Source organism: Micromonospora sp. H33, assembly GCF_052068455.1.
Classification (GTDB): domain Bacteria; phylum Actinomycetota; class Actinomycetes; order Mycobacteriales; family Micromonosporaceae; genus Micromonospora.
This window is the reverse complement of record NZ_JBQHDE010000006.1, coordinates 134,156-152,194: the sequence shown is the minus strand read 5'-3', so window position 1 is coordinate 152,194 and position 18,039 is coordinate 134,156. Positions and strand designations below refer to the sequence as shown.

The following is an 18,039-nucleotide window of genomic DNA, read 5'->3' as shown; positions in this document are numbered from 1 at the left end:
CCTCCTACCCGCTGCGGGCCCGTTCGACGCCCGCCGGTCACCGGCCGGGGCGCGGCCCGCCGGTCACCGGCCCGGGATGAGGATCTCGAACCACACCGTCGAGCCCCGGACGGTCGGGTCGGTGCCCCAGGCGTCGCTCAGCTCCTCGATCAGGCCGAGGCCCCGGCCCCGGCTGCTCAACGTGTCGGTCTGCGCCCGGGTGACGGTGCCCCGGGTGCCCGAGTCGGCCACGGACACGAGCAGTCGCTCCGCGCTGAGGTCGATCTCCACCCGCGCGGCGGTCCCGGCGTGCAGCAGCGCGTTGGTGGTCAGTTCGCTGGTGCACAGCACCGCCGCACCGATGACCGACTCCGGTACCTGCCACTCGGTGAGCTGCGCGGTCATCCAGTGGCGTACGCGGCTGGGCGCGGTCGGCTCGGCCGGCACCTCCATGCTCGCCGACCGGCTGGGCCGCAGGGCGTGCTCCACGGCCAGCACGGCGACGTCGTCCTCGGTGGCGCCCGCCACGGCGGCCGTCGCCACGGCGCAGAGCGCCCGCGGGTCGCCGCTGCCGGCCCCGGCCACGGCGGTGGCCAGCGCGTCCAGGCCGGTGCCCAGCCCCTGCCGGCGTCGCTCCACCACGCCGTCGCTGAACAGCAGGAGCGTGTCGCCGGGCGAGAACCGGACCGTGGTGGTCGCGGGTCGGCAGCCCAGGCCCAGCGGGGCGCCGGTCGGCACGTCGGCGTACTCGGCGTACGGCTCGCCGCCGGCGGTGCACCGGCGGATCAGCGGCGCGGGGTGACCGGCGCTGGCGAGCGTGAGCCGGTGCCGGTCGGCGTCGATCACCCCGAGCACCACGGTGACGAACAGTTCGTGGTTGCTGCCCTCGGCGCCCAGGCTGCTCACCAGCCGGTCGAGGCCGGCGAGCACGGCATCCGGCCGGGGGTCGGCCAGGGCCAGCGCACGCAGTGCCGCCCGGACCTGCCCCATCCGGGCGGCCGCCTGCACGTCGTGGCCCGCCACGTCGCCGAGGACGATGGCCAGCTCGCCGGTGGGTAGCAGGAAGGCGTCGTAGAAGTCTCCGCCGGCGGCGTTCCCGTCGACGCCGGGGTCGTAGCGGGCGGCGATGCGCAGGCGGGGCAGGTCCGGCAGGTGTGCCGGAAGCATGCTGCGTTGCAGGAGCTGGGCGGTGCCGTGCTGGGTCTCGAACCGGCGGGCCCGCTCGGCCGCCTGCCCGACCAACTCGGCGGAGGCGTGCAGCAGCGCCCGCTCCGCGGCCGACCAGGCGTGCGCGGTCTGGTACCCCACCGTCAGGCCGCCACGGACGACCGCGCCGTGCAGCGGCACGGCGGCCAGGGACCGGATCTTCTGGTCGTGGCGGTCCACCCCGGCCTCCCGCAGCGGCTGGCCGTCGTCGACGAAGCGGGACCTCCCACCGAGGGCCACCACCACCACCACCGGCGCCGCCGAGTCCGCGGGGATGCGCCGCCACAGCGGCGGGAGCCGCTCGTCGGCCTCGTCGATCAGCTCACCCCGCAGCCGGCGGACCAGCCGCCAGCCGCCGCCGCCCTCGTCGACGGCGAAGGACACCCGGTCGGCGTCGAAGGAGGCGATCGCGTGACGCAGGGTGACCCGCGCCACGTCGTCCAGGGTGAGCGTGCCGGCGAGCGCGGCCGCGAGGTCGCTCAGACTCTGCAACTGCCGCGTGGCCTGGGTGGTCTCGGCGGCCACGACGAGGACGCCGACGACCCGGCCGACACTGTCCCGGACGGCCGAGTAGCCCCGCGTGAAGGCCCCGTGCTCCACCACGCCCGAGCGGCGGCGCCGCAGCGGCAGCGTGATGTCCTTCTCCAGGAACGGCTCGCCGCTGCGGTAGGTCCGCTCGAGGGCGTCCCCGACGCCGGGCAGCCCCCAGATCTCCGCGAACACCTCCGCGGCCGGTCGACCCACCGCCTCCGGGTGCTTCTCGCCGATCAGCTCGGCGTAGCCGTCGTTGTAGAACAGCAGGAACTCGTCGCCCAGGGCGAGGGCCATCGGAACGGGCGAGGAGAGCACCAGGTCGGCGGTTGCGCGGACCGCCGGGTCCCAGCCGGGCCAGGGGCCGAGGTGCGTGCCGGCCCAGTCGTGGGCGAGCACGCTGGCCGTCGCGCCCACGGATCCACCGGGGACCGGCGCTGGTGGCGTGGGCACCCGTCCGACCGTTCCTGGCATGCCCGAAGCCTAGCGGCAGCGTTCACCGGCTGGCTCCGATCGTTCCGCCGGCGCCGCCGGGGACGCCGTTTGGCCAGCTCAGGACCGTTCTGCCCGGCATGTCGGGAAAATGCGGGGGGCGTGGGCGGCGTGCCACCGCAGTGACCGGGTATGCGCGCGGCGTAGTCCATGCGACAGGAGGGACATCATGCCGGAAACCCTCGCGGTCAGACGGGTCGACATCGGCGACGCCCTGGCCGACATGTGGAGGTCGGTGCTGTTGTTCATACCGAGGGCCATCGCGTTCATCGCGATCCTCGTGGTCGGATGGCTCATCGCCCGAGCTGTCCTGAAGATCGTGGACAAGGCGCTGGAACGGGTGAACTTCGACCGGGCGGTGGAGCGCGGTGGTATCAAGCGGGCGTTGGAACGCACGAAGTACGACGCCAGCGACATCCTCGCGAAGCTCGCGTACTACGCGGTGCTGCTGTTCACCCTTCAGTTCGCGTTCGGCGTGTGGGGACCCAACGCGATCAGTGACCTGATCAGCGGTGTGGTCGCCTGGCTGCCGCGCGCGTTCGTGGCGATCGTCATCGTGGTCGTGGCCGCGGCCATCGCGAACGCGGTCCGTGACCTGGTCACCGGAGCGCTGGGCGGCCTAGCGTACGGCCGGGTCCTGGCCGACCTGGCGGCCGTGTTCATCATCGCGCTCGGTGTCATCGCGGCGCTGAACCAGGTCGGCATCGCCACCACGGTCACCACGCCGGTGCTGATCGCGGTGCTCGCCACGGTGGCCGGCATCCTGATCGTCGGCGTCGGCGGTGGTCTGGTGAAGCCGATGCAGAGCCGCTGGGACGGCTGGCTGAACCGGATGGCCGAGGAGTCACGCGCCATCCAGCAGCACCGGCAGGCGCAGGGGGCAGGCCGCGGCGACGTCGAGCGGCAGATGGCCGACCGGGCCGGTGCCGAGCGGACGCAGGTGATGTCGCGGGAGTCGTCGGAGAGCATGGCCGGCGGGCGCGGCACGTACCAGTCGGGCAGCGCGAGCGACGAGACCCAGCAGTTCCGCCGCTGAGCGGCCGGAACGGCGCAACGGAGGGTGTCCGCGACGGCGGGCGCCCTCCGCGCCCTGCCCCGGTCAGAGCGGCGGGAGCGGCGCGGGCTTCGGGGCGTCCAGGGCGCCGGCCAACGCGGAGACCGCGAGCAGGCGCGTGAGCAGCCAGTCGGGCTCCGACCAGTCGACCGGACCGGCCGGCGGCTGCCAGTCGTGCTCTTGCGCGGCGGCGCGTACCCCTTCGGCGTAGCCGGCCAGGGCGGCGGCGGTGAGCGGGCGGCGGTCGCCGCCGAGGCTCTCCCGGATCGCCGCGGCGTGCTGGTCGACCAGCGCGAGCAGGCCCGGCCGTACGGCGGCCGCGGCGAGCCCGGCGGCGCCCACGGTCGCGGACAGGGTGGCCAGCGTCGAGCGGGCGGAGCCGACGGCGGTACGGGGGGTGAGCTGGTTGAACGGCACGCGCATGGGGAACGAGGCTAACCGGCCGGACCGGTGGTCGACCTCGTCCGCTCGGCGGTTTCTGCTCCTCCACCGGTTGGCCGACCCCGACGGACGGATTGACCGGGCGCGGGCGGGGCGGGAGAGGACCGCCCGGAGCGGCACGCCGGGAACACGGAGGCACGGATGGCATCAGGCACGGACGGACCGGACGAGCGGCATCGACGACCCGCCGGGGTGAGCGACGGGACGGTCGCGGCGCTCGGCAAGCTCAGCGAGGCGCTGGAGTGCGTCGAGCGGGTACGCGGACACCTGTACTCGCTGCACCAGCTCGTCGGGCACGCCGACCTGATGCTGGACGACGCGGTGGAGATGTTCCGCGCCGCCGGGCACGACGACATCGCCGACCGCATCGACACCGAGCTGCTGGGCCGCAACGTCATCGCCGGCCGGTGGACGTTCCAGATCGTCGAGGACTTCGACGACGGCTACTACGCGCTCTTCCGGGACGTCGACCGCCAGGCCCGTGAGGAGCTGGTCGGCGGACGCCGGCACCTCTACGAGGCGGAGATGAAGGAGCGGCGTCGGACGCGGGGCCGACCGGGGCACGAGGCCCGCCCGGGAGCGGGTGGCTGACGGTCGGGAGGTTCAGTCGCGGGAGCGGGCCTCGGCCGGGCGGCGGCGGGCCGCGTCGTCGGCGATGATCACGGTCGCCACCATCAGCGCCACGCACAGGCTGAACAGCCAGGAGCTGTCGGAGACCAGCTTGGCGGAGACCGGAGCCTGGATCGCGGCGAGCAGGAAGCCGAGCCAGGCCAGGCGACGCTGACGGGTCGAGAGGATGCCGTTGCCCTGTTGCATCCCGAAAGTCTTGCGCGCGGCACCGGGGTTGCCGTCAGCCGAACGGCCGATTCTGCCTGTGCTGTCCGTATTCGCAACTGCACGGACCGTAATACTTGTCCTGTCGGGGGAGGTCAGGGCCGCGGCAGCCGGGACCCCGCGGCGGTGCCCCCGGGCCGGCGACGCCGGTCACATCCGTCCGGACCGGATCCGGCCGGTCACATGGTGTCAGGGCCGGTCCGGCCGGTGGTCGACGGCCGGTACGCGCGGTCCGGGTCGGTCGGCTCGCGGCCCGCGCCGGCTGCCTGACCGCCGCGGTCGACCGCCTCCGGCCCGTGGCCGAAGGCGGCCTCCTCGCCAGCGTCGTTGCCGGTCACGTCGTCGGTCTGGCCGTCCAGCGTCGATCGGGCGACGGCCCGGTCCAGCTCCTGGAGCGGAGTCCGGTCCTCGTCGCGCCACACCTTGTTCTCGTCGGTCATACCTGGTGCGGTACCCGACCCCACCCCCACGAAACGCCGACCCAGGGCGTGTCTCCCGGATCCTCGTCGCCCGGGACGGACCCAGGCGACGCCCGCCGGCAGTGCCGGCGGCCGTCGAAGATCCGGGTCGGGGGTCAGGGCTGTGGGCGGTCGACCTTGCCCCGCCAGGCGCCGGTCTCCTGACCGCGCCGCTCGATGAACTGCTTGAACCGCGCGAGGTCGCCCTTGGCGCGCCGGTCGACGACGCCGAGCTTCTCGCCGGCCTTCTCGACCACGCCGTGCGGCTCGAACTCGAGCTGGAGGGTGACGCGGCTGGAACTCTCGTCCAGCCGGTGGAAGGTGACCACGCCGGCGTGCTTGGTGCCGCCCGTCGAACGCCAGGCGACCCGCTCGTCGGGCAGCTGCTCGGTGATCTCGGCGTCGAACTCGCGCTTCACCCCGGCGATCTCGACGGTCCAGTGGGTCATCGTGTCGGAGAGCTGGCGGACCTCCTCCACGCCCTCCATGAACTGCGGAAACTCCTCGAACTGGGTCCACTGGTCGTACGCGGTGCGCACCGGGACCGACACGTCCACGTGTTCCATCACGCCGCTCATCAGGTGTCCTCCTCTCCGCCGGTGGTCCGGATCATGGGAGATCCGGTCACCAGCGGGTCGTCTCGTTCTTGTTGCCGAGCGCCGCCCACACCTCGGAGACCGTCTGGTAGCGGATGCCCTCCGGCAGCCCCTCCAGGGCGGTGATGATGTCCGCCGGCGCGTCGTTGTCCCGCGCGTTGGCGATCAGCGTTGCTCGGTCACCGGGGAGAGCCGACATGGTGATGAAGCGCCCCAGCCGGCTCCGATCCTCGACGTCCCGGGAACTCATCCCCTTGGGCGCCCCGCTACGCAGCTCCCCGGCCGGTGCCGTCGTCGTCTCCGGCTGGTCCTCACCCGCCGGTTCCGGCACTCGTTGCTCGTCGACCCGCGAGCCCCCGGTCCCCGGCCCCTGCACGAGGCCAGCGACCTCCTGGCTCATCTGCTCATCGAGCCTCGGTCCGTGCTTGCTGTTGACGCGTTCCATGCCTTCTGCGCTACCCGGTGGGGTGCCCGGTAAACCCGGCAGAGCGTCACGTACCGGCCTCCGCCTTGGGCGGCAGCACCGGCTCCTCCGGGTCGGACGCACCTGCCTGCAGGGCCCGGCCGCGCTGGAGTTCGGCGTTGATCTGCACGCCGAGCATCAGCGCCGAGTTGGACAGGTAGAGCCACACCAGGAAGGCGATGACCGCCCCGAGGCTGCCGTACGTGGCGTCGTACGAGCCGAAGTTGGCCACGTACAGGCCGAAGCCGGCGGACACGACGACCCAGGAGAGCAGGGCCACAGCGCCGCCCGGAGTGAGCCAGCGGAAGCGTGGCTGCTGGACGTTCGGGGCGATCCAGAACAGCAGGCTCAGCAGCACCATCATGATCAGCGCAAGCACGGGCCACTTGACGACGCTCCACACCGCGCGGGCCAGGCCGCCCGCGCCGATCAGGTCACCGACGGCGTCGGTCACCGGGCCGCTGACGATCAGCCCGACCGCGACCACGGCCAGGAGCACCAGCGACACGGCGGCGAGCCCGATCTGCATTGGCCGCAGCTTCCAGATCGGCCGCCCCTCCTCGACCCCGTAGACGGCGTTGGAGGCCCGGGTGAAGGCGCCGATGAAGCCCGAGGCCGACCAGAGCGCGCCGAGCAGACCGAAGCTCAGCAGCACGCTCGCGCCGCTCTGCTCCTCCACCACGCCGCGGACGACGCTCACGAAGCCCTCGTTGGCGACCACCGACCCGGCGCCCACGTCCCGGGCCAGGTCGAGGACGGTGTCGACGGTCCGCTCACCCTCGGAGACCAGCCCGACGAGTGCGACCACCACGATCGTGGAGGGGAAGAGCGCGAGCACCCCGTAGTAGGTCAGCGCGGCCGCCCAGTCGGCACAGTTGTCGCGGACGAAGTTGCGCGCGCTGCGGACCAGCACGCCCCGCCACGTACGCCAGCTCAGCTGCCGTACCCGCCCGGGCAGCCGCAGGCGGGGTGCCTCGTCGAGTGCCGCGCCGGGCTCTGTCGTCGTCATTGCCCGCTCCCTGTGCCCCTGGACACCGGACGCCGGGGTGCGCCGGTGTCGCCTGGCTCCGCCGGTACCCAAGGCCGGAAATCGACAAACCCGGCACCCGGTTTGCCGCTCGGCCCCCGGGGAACGGTCAAGGGAAGACCATCGACGCGGAGGAGGACGAGATGCCCGGGCGCGAGGACATGCCCAGCACGCTGCGGCGCTCCCCGGACAAGGCGCAGCGCACCTGGGAGAAGACGCACGACTCGGCCGTGGAGACCTACGGCGAGGGGGAGCGGTCGCACCGGACCGCGTTCGCCGCCGTCAAGCACCAGTTCGAGAAGGTCGGCGACCACTGGGAGCCGAAGGGCCGGAAGGGTCCGAGCGACCGGCAGGCGGCCGGCGGCGGCCCGCAGCGCCGCACGCCCACGGCCGGCGGGGTGGATGCCAACGCCCCCAAGGAACACCTGATGGAGGTCGCGCGCAAGCTCGACGTCCGCGGCCGGTCCAGCATGACCAAGCCCGAACTGGTCAAGGCCATCCAGAAGGCCAACACCCGCAAGACCACCGAGACCCGGGAGAAGGCCAAGGCCCGCTCCCGCTAGGCGTACGCGACAGTGCGGGGCCGCCCCGACCGGGGCGGCCCCGTCATGTTTTCACCAGTGGCCGCCGCCGGGGGCCTCGATGTGCACCGCCTTCGTGGCGGTGAACTCGTCGAGCAGCTCCGGGCCGTACCCGAAGCCCTGGCCGCTGCCGCGGCGCGGATGCGCGGCACCGCCCGGCGCGCCGCCGAAGACCGCGTTGACCTTGACCGTGCCGACCGGCAGCTCGCGCCAGGCGCGCTGGGCGTGGCTCATGGAGCCGGTCAGCACCGTCGCGGCGAGCCCGTACGGTGAGTCGGCCGCGCAGCGCAGCGCCTCGGAGAACGAGTCGACCACCACGACCGGGGCGACCGGCCCGAAGGTCTCCTCGCGGACGAGGGTCATGTCGTGCCGGCACTCGGTGACGACGGTCGCCGGGTAGAACGCGCCGGGACCGTCGGGCAGGGTGCCGCCGGTGCGGAGCCGGGCTCCCTCCGCCACGGCCGCGGTGACCTGCCCGTGTACGTGGTCGCGGTGCCGCCGGTCGACCAGCGGGCCCAGCTCGGTCGCCGGGTCGGTGCCGGGGCCCGTCCGGAGTGCCTGCGCCCGCTCGACCAGGGCGTCGACGAAGTCCTCGGCCACGTCCCGATGCACGTAGATGCGCTCCACCGCCACGCAGATCTGGCCGGCGTTGGCGAACGCGCCGAGCGCGGCCTGCCCGGCCGCCCAGACCGGGTCCACGTCGCCGTCGACGACGAGGGGGTCGCTGCCGCCGTTCTCCAGCAGTACCTTCGCGCCGGTGCGGGCCGCCGCCGCGGCGATGGCCCGGCCGGTGGCCGTGGACCCGACGTGCGCGACCATGTCGACCTGCTGGGCGGCCAGCGCCGCGCCCACCTCGGGCCCGCCGGTCAGCAGGGACAGCACCCCGGCCGGCAGCGCCTCGTCGAGCGCCTTGGCCAGCAGCCAGCCGGTGGCCGGGGTGCGTTCGCTGGGCTTGTAGAGGACCACGTTGCCGGTGACCAGGGCCGCGCCGAGCAGGCCGCAGGAGACCGCCACGGGATCGTTCCACGGGGTGATCGCGGCCACCACGCCGCGAGGCTGGGGGACCATGAAGTCGATCGAGTGGTGACCGCCGTGCAAGGTCCGGCCGCCGCGGACCGGGGCGAGTTCGGCGTACTGTCGCAACGTGCCGATGCCCGCGTCCACGCCGCCGCGCGCGTCGGCGAGCGGCTTTCCCATCTCGGCCGTGGTCGCCCGGGCCAGATCGTCGGCCACGGCCGCCACCGCGTCCGCCGCCCGGTGCAGGGCGGCGGCCCGATCGGCCGGGGCGGTGGCCGCCCACTCGGCCGCGACACCACGTGCCGCCTCCACCGCCTTGCCGACCTCGTCCGCCGTCGCCACCGGCACCGAGCTGACCGGGGACCCGTCCGCCGGGTCGTGGACGACCAGCTCGCCCCCCTCGCCGCCGGCGCCCCACACTCCACCTATGAGCTGCGCAACCGTGTACATGCGGCAGTGGATGCCCCGGCCCGCCCGAGGCAAACGCGTTTCGCCCGGTTCGACGCCGGGTAGGCGGATCGGATGAGTTCGACCGGCGCGGAGAGCGTGGACGCCCTCGTCGTCGGCGCCGGCCACAACGGCCTGGTCGCCGCCAACCTGCTCGCCGACGCGGGCTGGGACGTGCTGGTGCTGGAGGCGACCGAGGTGCCCGGCGGGGCGGTCCGCTCGGCCCACGTCACCGCCCCCGGCTATCTCAGCGACCTCTACAGCTCCTTCTACCCGCTCGGGTACGCGTCGCCGGTCCTGCGTGGGCTGGGCCTGGACCGGTACGGGCTGCGCTGGCGACACTCGCCGGACGTGCTGGCGCACCTCCTGCCGGACGGCCGGGCGGCGGTGCTCAACCGGGACCCGGAGGCCACGGCGGCCTCGCTGGAGGCGTTCGCGGCCGGTGACGGCAAGCGGTGGCTCACCGCGTACGACGACTGGCGTCAGGTCGCGGAGCCGATGCTGGACGCCATCACCTCGCCCTTCCCGCCGGTCCGCAGCGGGCTCACGCTGCTGCGCCGGCTCCGGGTCTCGGGGGCGCTGCGGCTGGCCCGGCGGCTCGTGGTGCCGGTCCGCAAGCTCGGCGACGAACTCTTCGACGGTTCCGGCGGGCCGGCCCTGCTCGCCGGGTGCGCCCTGCACACGGACCTATCCCCGGAGGACGCCGGCTCGGGGGTGTACGGGTGGCTGCTGGCGATGCTCGGCCAGCAGGTCGGTTGGCCGGTGCCGGACGGCGGTGCCCAGAAGATCACCGACGCGCTGGTGGCCCGGCTGGCCGACCGGGGCGGCCGGATCCTGTACGGGGCCCGGGTGGACCGGGTGCTGACCGCGCGGGGGCGGGCGATGGGTGTCCGCACCGTGGGTGGCACGCTGTGGCGGGCCCGTCGCGCGGTGCTCGCCGACGTGCCGGCGCCGGCGCTCTACCTGGACCTGGTCGGGGCGGCGGCACTCCCGCCCCGGCTGGTGGAGGACCTCGCGTACTTCAAGTGGGACGGCTCGACCCTCAAGGTCGACTGGGCGCTCTCCGCGCCGGTGCCCTGGACCAACCGGGCGGTGGCCACCGCCGGCACCGTCCACCTGGGCGCGGACCTCGACGGGCTCACGACCTACGCCGCCGCGCTGGCCCGCGGCGAGGTCCCCCGGGACCCGTTCCTGTTGGTCGGCCAGATGACCCTCGCCGATCCGAGCCACTCGCCGCCCGGCACCGAGTCGCTGTGGTCGTACACGCATCTGCCGTTCCGCCGGCACTGGCGGGCCGAGGAGACCGCCGCGCACGTGGAGCGGATGGAGGACGTGCTGGAGGAGGCCGCCCCGGGCTTCCGGAGCCTCGTCGTGGGCCGGCACGTCGCCGGCCCGGCCGACCTGGAGGCGGGCGACCCGAGCCTCGTCGGCGGGGCGCTCGGCGGCGGGACGGCCGCCGCGTACCAGCAGTTGTTCCTCCGCCCGATCCCCGGCCTCGGCCGCGCCGACACGCCGGTGGACCGGCTCTTCCTGGCCAGCGCGTCGGCGCACCCCGGCGGCGGCGTGCACGGCGCCCCCGGCGCGAACGCCGCACGGGCCGCCCTGGCCCGCGACCGCGCACTGACCGGCGCGGCCTACGCCGCCGCGATCGGCGCGGCCCAGCGGACGATCTACCGTTGACCGCCCGCGCGGGCGACGGCGTGCCCGGTGCGGCGCGGTCCGCCGCGCCTGCCGTCAGCGGTTGATGTTGGGGTTGATGTTGCGGTGCTTGCTGCGCAGCCGGAACGGCATCAGCGCGCTCTCGATCTTGGTCGCGGTGGTCATCTTCGACGTGCCGTCCCGCCGCTCCTCGAACCGGATCGGCACCTCGAGGATCGTGTGGCCCAGCTTGGTGGCCAGATAGTGCATCTCCACCTGGAAGCTGTAGCCGTTGGACTGCACCCGCTCCAGGCCGATGTCCCGCAGCGCGTCCGCCCGCCAGATCTTGAAGCCGGCGGTGAGGTCCCGGATCCGTACCCGCAGCAGGGTGTGGACGTAGAGGTTGGCCCAGCCGCTCAGGACCCGCCGGTACAGCGGCCAGTTCTCGTCCAGCTCGCCGCCGGGCACGTACCGCGAACCGATCACCACGCCCGCCTGCGTGGAGAGCAGCGCGCCGAGCATGCCCGGCAGCGCCTCCGGCGGGTGCGACAGGTCGGCGTCCATCTGCGCGACGTACTCGGCGCCGCCGTCGAGGGCGCGGCTCATGCCGTCGACGTACGCGCGGCCCAGCCCCTCCTTGCCGGCCCGGTGCACGACCTCGATCCGGTCCGGGTGCTCGATGGCCAGCTTGTCCGCGACATCGCCGGTGCCGTCCGGCGAGTTGTCGTCCGCCACGAGGATCCTGAGCCCCGGCAGCGGCAGCGCGAGGAGCCGCTCCACCAGGATCGGGAGGTTGCCCGCCTCGTTGTAGGTGGGCACCACCACCGTCAGGCGTACGTCCCGCCACGGCGACGGCAGCTGCACGGGTTCAGTCATGTCGGACATCCTCGTTTCGCGGACTTGGTTCCCTGAGAGGGTAGCCAGTTCCCCGTGCGTGTTGTCATTGCTCCCCTGTCCCGGCCGTCACGCGGGACGGCGGAAGCCCCGCCGGACGGGCCGGACGGTCACCGCCGGCGGCGGACGAACGCGCCGAGCGCGAGGGACAGACCCGCTGCGGCGAGACCGGACACGGCCGGCTTGTGGGTACTGACCCAGAGCGCCGCCGAGTGCCCTCGGGCGCGGTCGGCGAACACCCCCGCCGCGCCGTGGTCGCGCTCCTGGTCGCCGGGGCGGTCCAGGTTGTCGCGCCAGGTCGCCGGGTCGATCGGCGTCTCGGTCTGCTGGCTGTCGTACCCCTCCCGGGCCAGCTTCCGGTCCAGCAGGCCGGGGAACAGGACGTTGCCGAGGCGGGCCCGCCAGGTCGGACCACCGACGTTCAACTCCCGCGCCCCGTGGTCGGCGGCCCAGAGGATGGCCCGTGCGGCCACCTCGGGGGCGAAGATCGGCGGCACCGGCTGCGGATGGCGGGGCAGCCGCGTACGCACCCAGGAGAACTGCGGGGTGTTGATCGCCGGCAGTTGCACCATCGACAGCCGGACGCCCGGGCAGTCGTGCAGCAACTCGGCCCGCAGGGAGTCGTTGAAGCCCTGGATGGCGTGCTTGGTCGCGCAGTACGCGGACTGGAGCGGAATACCCCGGTACGCCAGGGCGGACCCGACCTGGACGATCGTGCCGCGCCCGTGCGACCGCATGTGGCGCAGCGCGGCGAGCGTCCCGTGCACCGTGCCGAGGTAGTTGACCTCGGTGACGCGCAGGAACTCCGGGGCGGGAATCTCCCAGGTCGGCGCGAAGACCGACACCATCGCGTTGTTGATCCACACGTCGAGCCGGCCGAAGCGGTGCGCGACGTCGTCCGCCGCCTGCTGGACCGCGTCCGCGTCGGCGACGTCCACGCGGTAGGTGCGCGCGTCGGCGGCGCCCCGTTCCCGGCAGTCCCGCTCCGCCGCGGCCAGGCCCGCCTCGCCGCGGGCGAGCAGCGCGAGGCGCGCGCCCCGCTCGGCGTACGCGTGGGCGACGGCGCGGCCGACCCCGGCGCTCGCCCCGGTCACCACGACGGTCTGCGTCACGGGTGCGCCTTCTGGCGCGTGGCGATGTCCGACAGCCGGCTCAGGGTCTCCTTGTTGCGCTGGTGCAGCACCAGGTCGTTGAGCTTGTTGCGAACCCAGCGCAGCGGGCCGGCGGCGAAGTCCTCGCCGAGACGTACGCGGGTGGCGTTGCTGCCCACCGGCTCCAGGGTGAAGACCACGACCGCCTCTCCGGCCGGCCAGAGCCCGGCCCGGACGATCAGCTTGTGTGGCGGCTCGCAGCCGAGCACCGTCGAGGAGTCCTCGAGCGAGAACGGCCAGGGGCCGGCCCGATGGTGCAGTTCGCTTCCCACGGCCGGCCAGCTGTCGTCCACGTCGCGCACATGCACCGTGCCGACGACCCAGTCGCTGTACGTCCAGCCGTCCGCCAGCACCGCCCACACCTGCTCGGGTTGAGCATCGATCACTTTCTCCACTATCGCCACTGTGCCCTCATACCCCCGCCGTGGCCGCCACTAACGGACGGCCGGGTTAGCTTCTCGGGGGCGGCGGGTAACGCCACCCCGGGCCGGCGTGCCGACACCGCCGGCAGTGCGGCACGGCTACCGCCGCGAAGATGATGTTTACTCCTCGGGGCCCCGGGAACCCGCCGGCTGTGCGACAGGTGGAGCCGGATCAGCGCAGGTCAGCCCGGGTCGGTGCCGGCGCTGGCCGGAGTCGCCCCGACCCGGCCCTGTTCGACGCGGTGCTGGTGGACCGGGACGGGACGTTGGTCGAGGACGTGCCGTACAACGGGGATCCGGAGAAGGTACGGCCGGTGCCGGGCGCGCGGGCGGCGCTCGACGCGGTGCGGGCGGCGGGTCTGCGGCTGGCGGTGGTGACGAACCAGTCCGGCCTGGCGAAGGGGCTCTTCACCGAGGCGCAGATGCGGGCCGTGCACGCCCGGATCGAGGAGTTGCTGGGGCCGTTCGACGCCTGGCTGGTGTGCCCGCACGACGATGCCGACGGGTGCGGCTGTCGCAAACCGGCCCCGGGCCTGGTACACGCGGCGGCGCGGGAACTGGGGACGGTGCCGGGCCGGTGCGTGCTGGTCGGTGACATCGGCCGGGACGTCACCGCAGCCCTGGCCGCGGGGGCGCAGGCGGTGCTGGTGCCGACGCCGGTGACCCGGCCGGAGGAGGTCGACGCCGCGCCCTGGGTCGCGCCGGATCTCCCGGCCGCGGTGGCGGAGATCCTGCGCCGACAGGCCGCCATCCACCCCGCCACCTACCAGAGCGCGCCCGGCGGCACGTCCGCGCGCACCACCACGGCGGCCGCCGGTGCGGCCGCGACGGGCCGGCGGCGGGCCGGCACCGTCCTGCTCGTACGGTCCGACTCCGCCGGTGACGTGCTGGTCACCGGCCCCGGCATCCGCGCGGTCGCCGCGCACGCCGAACGGGTGGTGCTGCTGTGCGGGCCGCGCGGCCGCGCCGCCGCCGACCTGCTGCCCGGCATCGACGCCGTCGTCGAGCACCGCCTGCCGTGGATCGACCCCGCCCCCGGCCCCGTCGAACCGGCCGACATCACCGCCCTCACCGCGAAGCTCGCCGCCGTCGCCGCCGACGAGGCCGTCATCTTCACCAGCTACCACCAGTCGCCGCTGCCGCTGGCGCTGCTGCTGCGCACCGTGGGCGTCCGGCGCATCGCCGCCATCAGCGACGACTACCCCGGCAGCCTCCTCGACGTACGCCACCGCGTCCCGGTCGGTGTACCCGAACCCGAACGCGCCCTGTCCCTCGCCGCCGCCGCCGGCTACGCCCTGCCCGACTACGACGAGCCCGCGCTCCGCCTGCGTCCGGTGCCGGCGCCGCAGGTCGGCCCGCCGGGCTACGTGGTCCTGCATCCCGGTTCGGCGGCCCAGTCCCGGGGGGTGCCGCCCGAGCTGGCGGCGGGGATCGCCCGGGCCCTGACCGCCGCGGGTCACCGGGTGGTGGTGACCGGGGGCGCCGACGAGGCGGAGCTGACCGCGTGGGTCGCCGGGGACGACGCCGTGGACCTCGGGGGCGGGACGGGGCTCGCCGAGCTGGCCGCGACCGTGGCCGGGGCCGCCGCCGTGGTCGTCGGCAACACCGGTCCCGCCCACCTCGCCGCCGCGTACGGCGTCCCGGTGGTGAGCCTCTTCGCACCCACCGTCCCGTTCGGACAGTGGGGCCCCTGGCGGGTGCCGACCGTCCGGCTCGGCGACGCCGGCGCCCCCTGCCGGGACACCCGTGCCGCCCGCTGCCCCGTCCCGGGGCACCCGTGTCTCAGCCGGATCACACCCGGCCAGGTGCTGGACGCGTTGGCGCTGCTGGGCGTACCTCCGGCGCGGCCGGCGACGGCGGAGCCGGCGTGGGCGGTGGCGGCGGAGCCCGCGCGGGCGGTGGCGGCGGCCGGCCGGAGCGGCCGATGAACGTCCTCCTCTGGCACGTCCACGGCTCGTGGACCACGTCGTTCGTACACGGCAAGCACCGGTACCTGGTGCCGGCCACGCCCGACCGCGGCCCCTACGGTCTCGGCCGGGCCCGCACCTACCCCTGGCCGGACAGCGCCGTCGAGGTGGCCCCCGACGAACTGCGCACCGCCGAGGTCGACCTCGTGATCCTGCAACGGCCCGAGGAGTACGACCTGGCCGCCGACTGGCTGGGCCGCCGGCCGGGCCGCGACGTGCCCGCGATCTTCGTCGAGCACAACACCCCGAAGGACGGCGACGTCCCCAACAGCCGGCACCCGATGGCCGACCGCGACGACCTGCTGATCGCCCACGTCACCGCGTTCAACCAGCTCTTCTGGGACACCGGGAGCACCCGGACGACGGTGGTCGACCACGGCGTCGTGCAGCCGGCGGTCGAGTACACCGGCGAGCTGGAGCGGCTCGCCGTGGTCATCAACGAGCCGGTACGCCGCTGGCGCGTCACCGGCACCGACCTGCTGCCACGGTTCGCCGAGATCGCCCCGCTGGACGTCTTCGGCATGAAGGTGGCCGGCCTCGCCGACCACCTGGGACTGCCGGCTGATCGGCTGACCAGCCACGACGACCTGCCCCAGGCCCGGATGCACGCCGAGTTGGGGCGGCGGCGGGCGTACCTGCACCTGTGCCGGTGGACCTCCCTCGGGCTGAGCCTGATCGAGGCGATGACGATGGGCATGCCGGTCGTCGCGCTGGCCACCACGGAGTCGGTGATGGCGGTGCCACCCGAAGCCGGAGCCCTCTCCACCCGGGTCGACGACCTGCTCGACGCCGCCCGACGGCTCATGGCGGACCCGGCGCAGGCGCGCCGGGCGGGTGCCCTGGGCCGCGCGGCCGCGCGGGACCGGTACGGGCTCGACCGTTTCCTCGCCGACTGGGACCGGCTGCTGGAGGAGGAAGTATGCGCATCGCGATGATCTCGGAGCACGCCAGCCCGCTCGCCGTCCTCGGCGGCGAGGACGCCGGCGGCCAGAACACGCATGTCGCCGAGCTCTCCGCCGCCCTCGCGGCCGCCGGGCACGAGGTGCGGGTCTACACCCGCCGGGACGCCGTCGACCTCCCGGTCACCGTCCGCGGCCCGGACGGGTACGAGGTGGTGCACGTCCCCGCCGGCCCGGCCGAGCCGGTCGCCAAGGACGCGCTGCTGCCACACATGAGGGAGTTCAGCCGGTGGCTGGTCGACCGCTGGCGCGGCGGTGACTGGGCGCCGGAGGTGATCCACGCGCACTTCTGGATGAGCGGCCTCGCCGCGCTCGCCGCCGGCCGGGAGATCGGGGTGCCGGTGGTGCAGACGTACCACGCCCTCGGGGTGGTGAAGCGGCGGCACCAGGGCGTGCAGGACACCAGCCCGGCCCGCCGGATCGGCTACGAGCGGGAGCTGGGCCGCTCGGTGGACCGGGTCATCGCCCAGTGCCAGGACGAGGTGGGGGAACTGGTCCGGATGGGGGTGCCCCGGTCTCGGATGACGGTCGTCCCGTCCGGGGTCAACCTCGGCACCTTCGCCCCGCTCGGTCCGGCCGCCGAGCGGGAGGACGACCGCCCACGGATCCTCACCGTCGGCCGGCTGGTCGAGCGGAAGGGCTTCCAGACCGTCGTCCGGGCGATGGCACACGTGCCGGCCGCCGAGTGCGTTGTGGTCGGCGGGCCTCCGGCCGGCCTGCTGGAGAGCGACCCTTACGCCCGCCGGCTGCGCGCCCTGGCACACACCTGCGGTGTGGCCGACCGCGTGAAGCTGGTCGGCGCGGTGCCCCGGGAGGAGATGGGCCGCTGGTACCGGTCCGCCGACCTCCTGGTGGCCGCACCCTGGTACGAGCCGTTCGGGCTGACCCCGCTGGAGGCGATGGCCTGCGGCGTACCGGTGATCGGGACGGCGGTGGGCGGGATCAAGGACACGGTGGTCGACGGGGTCACCGGCGACCTGGTGCCGGCGCGCGACCCGCGCGCTCTCGGTACCGCGATCCAGCGGTTGCTGGACGACCGGATCCGGCGGTTCGCGTACGCGGCCGCGGCCCGGGAACGGGCCCGGGAACGGTACGCGTGGGCAGCCACGGCGGAGCGGCTGGCCGAGGTCTACGGCGAGGTGGCCGCCGTCGGTCGGGTCAGCCGGGTGGTGGCCGGATGACGGGGCGCTCGCCGCTCGACGTCCACCTGGCGAACCTGGCCGCGGCCCTGCTGCCGTACCGGCGGTGCGAGGAACTGCTGGCCCGGTGGGGGGAGACGCTCGCCCGCCGGCTCGTGGACGGCGGGCGGCTGCTGGTGGCGGGCAACGGTGGCAGCGCGGCCGAGGCCCAGCACCTCACCGCCGAACTCGTCGGGAAACTCCGCGACGACCGCCAACCCCTGTCCGCCATCGCCCTGCACGCCGAAACCTCCGCCATGACCGCCATCGGCAACGACTACGGCTACGACGAGGTCTTCGCCCGCCAGGTCCGCGCCCACGGCCGCGACGGCGACATCCTCCTGCTGCTGTCCACCAGCGGCGCCAGCCCCAACCTCCTGCACGCCGCCCACGCCGGCCGCGACACCGGCCTGCGCTGCTGGGCCTTCACCGGACCCGCCCCCAACCCCCTCGCCGACCTCTGCGACGAGACGCTCGCCGTCGACTCCCCGGACAACCAGGTGGTGCAGGAGCTGCACCTGGTCTCCAGCCACGTGCTCTGCGAGTACGTCGAGCGGGCGCTGCCGGCGGCCCTCGCCACGGCGGCCGGGGCGCCGGTCGGGGCGCCGGTCACCGCGGAGACATCGGCCGCGCCGGCGGCCGGGCCGGTGCGGGCCGGGGTCGAGGTGGTGTTGGACGGCGGGCCGCAGGTCGAGGCGCGATGA

Annotated in this window: 19 protein-coding genes; 8 read left to right on the top strand and 11 right to left on the bottom strand. The window is 74.5% G+C overall.

Features of this window, described 5'->3' with window-relative positions; translation table 11 throughout:
* Nucleotides 1–63: 63 nt before the first annotated feature.
* Complete coding sequence (locus tag ACTMS0_RS16445) at nucleotides 64–2,190, bottom strand: ATP-binding SpoIIE family protein phosphatase (protein ID WP_441156062.1); 2,127 nt, start codon at nucleotides 2,188–2,190, stop codon at nucleotides 64–66.
* Between the two features lie 187 nt (nucleotides 2,191–2,377).
* Here ACTMS0_RS16445 and ACTMS0_RS16440 point away from each other — a divergent pair, with 187 nt between their 5' ends.
* The gene (locus ACTMS0_RS16440; protein ID WP_441156061.1) at nucleotides 2,378–3,244 is read left to right on the top strand and encodes a mechanosensitive ion channel family protein; all 867 of its coding nucleotides are present in this window, start codon (nucleotides 2,378–2,380) and stop codon (nucleotides 3,242–3,244) included.
* Nucleotides 3,245–3,307: 63 nt separating this feature from the next.
* Here ACTMS0_RS16440 and ACTMS0_RS16435 read toward each other — a convergent pair whose 3' ends face one another.
* The gene (locus ACTMS0_RS16435; RefSeq protein WP_441156060.1) at nucleotides 3,308–3,685 is read right to left on the bottom strand and encodes a DUF6401 family natural product biosynthesis protein; all 378 of its coding nucleotides are present in this window, start codon (nucleotides 3,683–3,685) and stop codon (nucleotides 3,308–3,310) included.
* Between the two features lie 159 nt (nucleotides 3,686–3,844).
* Between ACTMS0_RS16435 and ACTMS0_RS16430 the strand changes: the two genes are divergently transcribed.
* Nucleotides 3,845–4,294: a hypothetical protein gene (locus tag ACTMS0_RS16430; protein ID WP_441156059.1), complete on the top strand. Its 450-nt coding sequence runs from the start codon at nucleotides 3,845–3,847 to the stop codon at nucleotides 4,292–4,294.
* 12 nt (nucleotides 4,295–4,306) lie between these two features.
* Here ACTMS0_RS16430 and ACTMS0_RS16425 read toward each other — a convergent pair whose 3' ends face one another.
* The 5 genes from ACTMS0_RS16425 to ACTMS0_RS16405 all read right to left on the bottom strand — a co-directional run bounded on the left by ACTMS0_RS16425 (nucleotide 4,307) and on the right by ACTMS0_RS16405 (nucleotide 7,063).
* Nucleotides 4,307–4,519 (bottom strand): hypothetical protein, encoded by a 213-nt coding sequence (locus ACTMS0_RS16425; RefSeq protein ID WP_441156058.1) that lies wholly within the window; start codon nucleotides 4,517–4,519, stop codon nucleotides 4,307–4,309.
* Between the two features lie 197 nt (nucleotides 4,520–4,716).
* Nucleotides 4,717–4,977: a hypothetical protein gene (locus tag ACTMS0_RS16420; RefSeq protein ID WP_441156057.1), complete on the bottom strand. Its 261-nt coding sequence runs from the start codon at nucleotides 4,975–4,977 to the stop codon at nucleotides 4,717–4,719.
* A gap of 134 nt (nucleotides 4,978–5,111) precedes the next feature.
* Complete coding sequence (locus ACTMS0_RS16415) at nucleotides 5,112–5,573, bottom strand: SRPBCC family protein (protein ID WP_441156056.1); 462 nt, start codon at nucleotides 5,571–5,573, stop codon at nucleotides 5,112–5,114.
* A 46-nt stretch (nucleotides 5,574–5,619) separates the two neighbouring features.
* On the bottom strand, nucleotides 5,620–6,036 hold the full coding sequence (locus ACTMS0_RS16410) for a DUF2795 domain-containing protein (RefSeq protein WP_441156055.1): 417 nt from the start codon (nucleotides 6,034–6,036) through the stop codon (nucleotides 5,620–5,622).
* Nucleotides 6,037–6,082: 46 nt separating this feature from the next.
* Nucleotides 6,083–7,063, bottom strand: coding sequence for a YihY/virulence factor BrkB family protein (locus ACTMS0_RS16405; protein WP_441156054.1), 981 nt, complete (start codon nucleotides 7,061–7,063; stop codon nucleotides 6,083–6,085).
* A gap of 161 nt (nucleotides 7,064–7,224) precedes the next feature.
* Here ACTMS0_RS16405 and ACTMS0_RS16400 point away from each other — a divergent pair, with 161 nt between their 5' ends.
* Complete coding sequence (locus ACTMS0_RS16400; RefSeq protein ID WP_441156053.1) at nucleotides 7,225–7,644, top strand: ChaB family protein; 420 nt, start codon at nucleotides 7,225–7,227, stop codon at nucleotides 7,642–7,644.
* A 51-nt stretch (nucleotides 7,645–7,695) separates the two neighbouring features.
* Here ACTMS0_RS16400 and ACTMS0_RS16395 read toward each other — a convergent pair whose 3' ends face one another.
* On the bottom strand, nucleotides 7,696–9,129 hold the full coding sequence (locus ACTMS0_RS16395; protein WP_441156052.1) for an aldehyde dehydrogenase family protein: 1,434 nt from the start codon (nucleotides 9,127–9,129) through the stop codon (nucleotides 7,696–7,698).
* A 72-nt stretch (nucleotides 9,130–9,201) separates the two neighbouring features.
* On the opposite strand from ACTMS0_RS16395, the gene ACTMS0_RS16390 reads away from it, so the two are divergent.
* Nucleotides 9,202–10,806 carry a phytoene desaturase family protein gene (locus tag ACTMS0_RS16390; RefSeq protein WP_441156051.1) on the top strand — a complete coding sequence of 535 codons (1,605 nt, stop codon included), beginning with the start codon at nucleotides 9,202–9,204 and terminating at the stop codon, nucleotides 10,804–10,806.
* Between the two features lie 54 nt (nucleotides 10,807–10,860).
* On the opposite strand, the gene ACTMS0_RS16385 is transcribed toward ACTMS0_RS16390, so the two are convergent.
* The 3 genes from ACTMS0_RS16385 to ACTMS0_RS16375 form a co-directional block, all read right to left on the bottom strand.
* Nucleotides 10,861–11,640 carry a polyprenol monophosphomannose synthase gene (locus ACTMS0_RS16385; RefSeq protein ID WP_441156050.1) on the bottom strand — a complete coding sequence of 260 codons (780 nt, stop codon included), beginning with the start codon at nucleotides 11,638–11,640 and terminating at the stop codon, nucleotides 10,861–10,863.
* A 128-nt stretch (nucleotides 11,641–11,768) separates the two neighbouring features.
* A complete protein-coding gene (locus tag ACTMS0_RS16380) occupies nucleotides 11,769–12,770 on the bottom strand; it encodes an SDR family oxidoreductase (protein WP_441156049.1) in 1,002 nt (333 codons plus the stop codon).
* Nucleotides 12,767–13,204: an SRPBCC family protein gene (locus ACTMS0_RS16375; protein WP_441156048.1), complete on the bottom strand. Its 438-nt coding sequence runs from the start codon at nucleotides 13,202–13,204 to the stop codon at nucleotides 12,767–12,769. Before ACTMS0_RS16375 ends, ACTMS0_RS16380 begins: the two co-directional genes overlap by 4 nt.
* A 269-nt stretch (nucleotides 13,205–13,473) precedes the next feature.
* On the opposite strand from ACTMS0_RS16375, the gene ACTMS0_RS16370 reads away from it, so the two are divergent.
* Genes ACTMS0_RS16370 through ACTMS0_RS16355 form a run of 4 tightly spaced genes read left to right on the top strand, consistent with a single transcriptional unit; the run spans nucleotide 13,474 to nucleotide 18,039 of the window.
* Nucleotides 13,474–15,159, top strand: coding sequence for an HAD-IIIA family hydrolase (locus ACTMS0_RS16370; RefSeq protein WP_441156214.1), 1,686 nt, complete (start codon nucleotides 13,474–13,476; stop codon nucleotides 15,157–15,159).
* On the top strand, nucleotides 15,156–16,133 hold the full coding sequence (locus tag ACTMS0_RS16365) for a glycosyltransferase (protein WP_441156047.1): 978 nt from the start codon (nucleotides 15,156–15,158) through the stop codon (nucleotides 16,131–16,133). The genes ACTMS0_RS16370 and ACTMS0_RS16365 overlap by 4 nt, the downstream gene beginning before the upstream one ends.
* Complete coding sequence (locus tag ACTMS0_RS16360) at nucleotides 16,118–17,338, top strand: glycosyltransferase (RefSeq protein WP_441156046.1); 1,221 nt, start codon at nucleotides 16,118–16,120, stop codon at nucleotides 17,336–17,338. Before ACTMS0_RS16365 ends, ACTMS0_RS16360 begins: the two co-directional genes overlap by 16 nt.
* Nucleotides 17,335–18,039: a D-sedoheptulose-7-phosphate isomerase gene (locus ACTMS0_RS16355; RefSeq protein ID WP_441156045.1), complete on the top strand. Its 705-nt coding sequence runs from the start codon at nucleotides 17,335–17,337 to the stop codon at nucleotides 18,037–18,039. The genes ACTMS0_RS16360 and ACTMS0_RS16355 overlap by 4 nt, the downstream gene beginning before the upstream one ends.

Bases quoted from the DNA above. Each gene is read 5' to 3' on its own strand.
- ACTMS0_RS16445 (WP_441156062.1), bottom strand. From the start codon at position 2,190: ATGCCAGGAACGGTCGGACGGGTGCCCACGCCACCAGCGCCGGTCCCC.
- ACTMS0_RS16440 (WP_441156061.1), top strand. From the start codon at position 2,378: ATGCCGGAAACCCTCGCGGTCAGACGGGTCGACATCGGCGACGCCCTG.
- ACTMS0_RS16435 (WP_441156060.1), bottom strand. From the start codon at position 3,685: ATGCGCGTGCCGTTCAACCAGCTCACCCCCCGTACCGCCGTCGGCTCC.
- ACTMS0_RS16430 (WP_441156059.1), top strand. From the start codon at position 3,845: ATGGCATCAGGCACGGACGGACCGGACGAGCGGCATCGACGACCCGCC.
- ACTMS0_RS16425 (WP_441156058.1), bottom strand. From the start codon at position 4,519: ATGCAACAGGGCAACGGCATCCTCTCGACCCGTCAGCGTCGCCTGGCC.
- ACTMS0_RS16420 (WP_441156057.1), bottom strand. From the start codon at position 4,977: ATGACCGACGAGAACAAGGTGTGGCGCGACGAGGACCGGACTCCGCTC.
- ACTMS0_RS16415 (WP_441156056.1), bottom strand. From the start codon at position 5,573: ATGAGCGGCGTGATGGAACACGTGGACGTGTCGGTCCCGGTGCGCACC.
- ACTMS0_RS16410 (WP_441156055.1), bottom strand. From the start codon at position 6,036: ATGGAACGCGTCAACAGCAAGCACGGACCGAGGCTCGATGAGCAGATG.
- ACTMS0_RS16405 (WP_441156054.1), bottom strand. From the start codon at position 7,063: ATGACGACGACAGAGCCCGGCGCGGCACTCGACGAGGCACCCCGCCTG.
- ACTMS0_RS16400 (WP_441156053.1), top strand. From the start codon at position 7,225: ATGCCCGGGCGCGAGGACATGCCCAGCACGCTGCGGCGCTCCCCGGAC.
- ACTMS0_RS16395 (WP_441156052.1), bottom strand. From the start codon at position 9,129: ATGTACACGGTTGCGCAGCTCATAGGTGGAGTGTGGGGCGCCGGCGGC.
- ACTMS0_RS16390 (WP_441156051.1), top strand. From the start codon at position 9,202: ATGAGTTCGACCGGCGCGGAGAGCGTGGACGCCCTCGTCGTCGGCGCC.
- ACTMS0_RS16385 (WP_441156050.1), bottom strand. From the start codon at position 11,640: ATGACTGAACCCGTGCAGCTGCCGTCGCCGTGGCGGGACGTACGCCTG.
- ACTMS0_RS16365 (WP_441156047.1), top strand. From the start codon at position 15,156: ATGAACGTCCTCCTCTGGCACGTCCACGGCTCGTGGACCACGTCGTTC.
- ACTMS0_RS16360 (WP_441156046.1), top strand. From the start codon at position 16,118: ATGCGCATCGCGATGATCTCGGAGCACGCCAGCCCGCTCGCCGTCCTC.
- ACTMS0_RS16355 (WP_441156045.1), top strand. From the start codon at position 17,335: ATGACGGGGCGCTCGCCGCTCGACGTCCACCTGGCGAACCTGGCCGCG.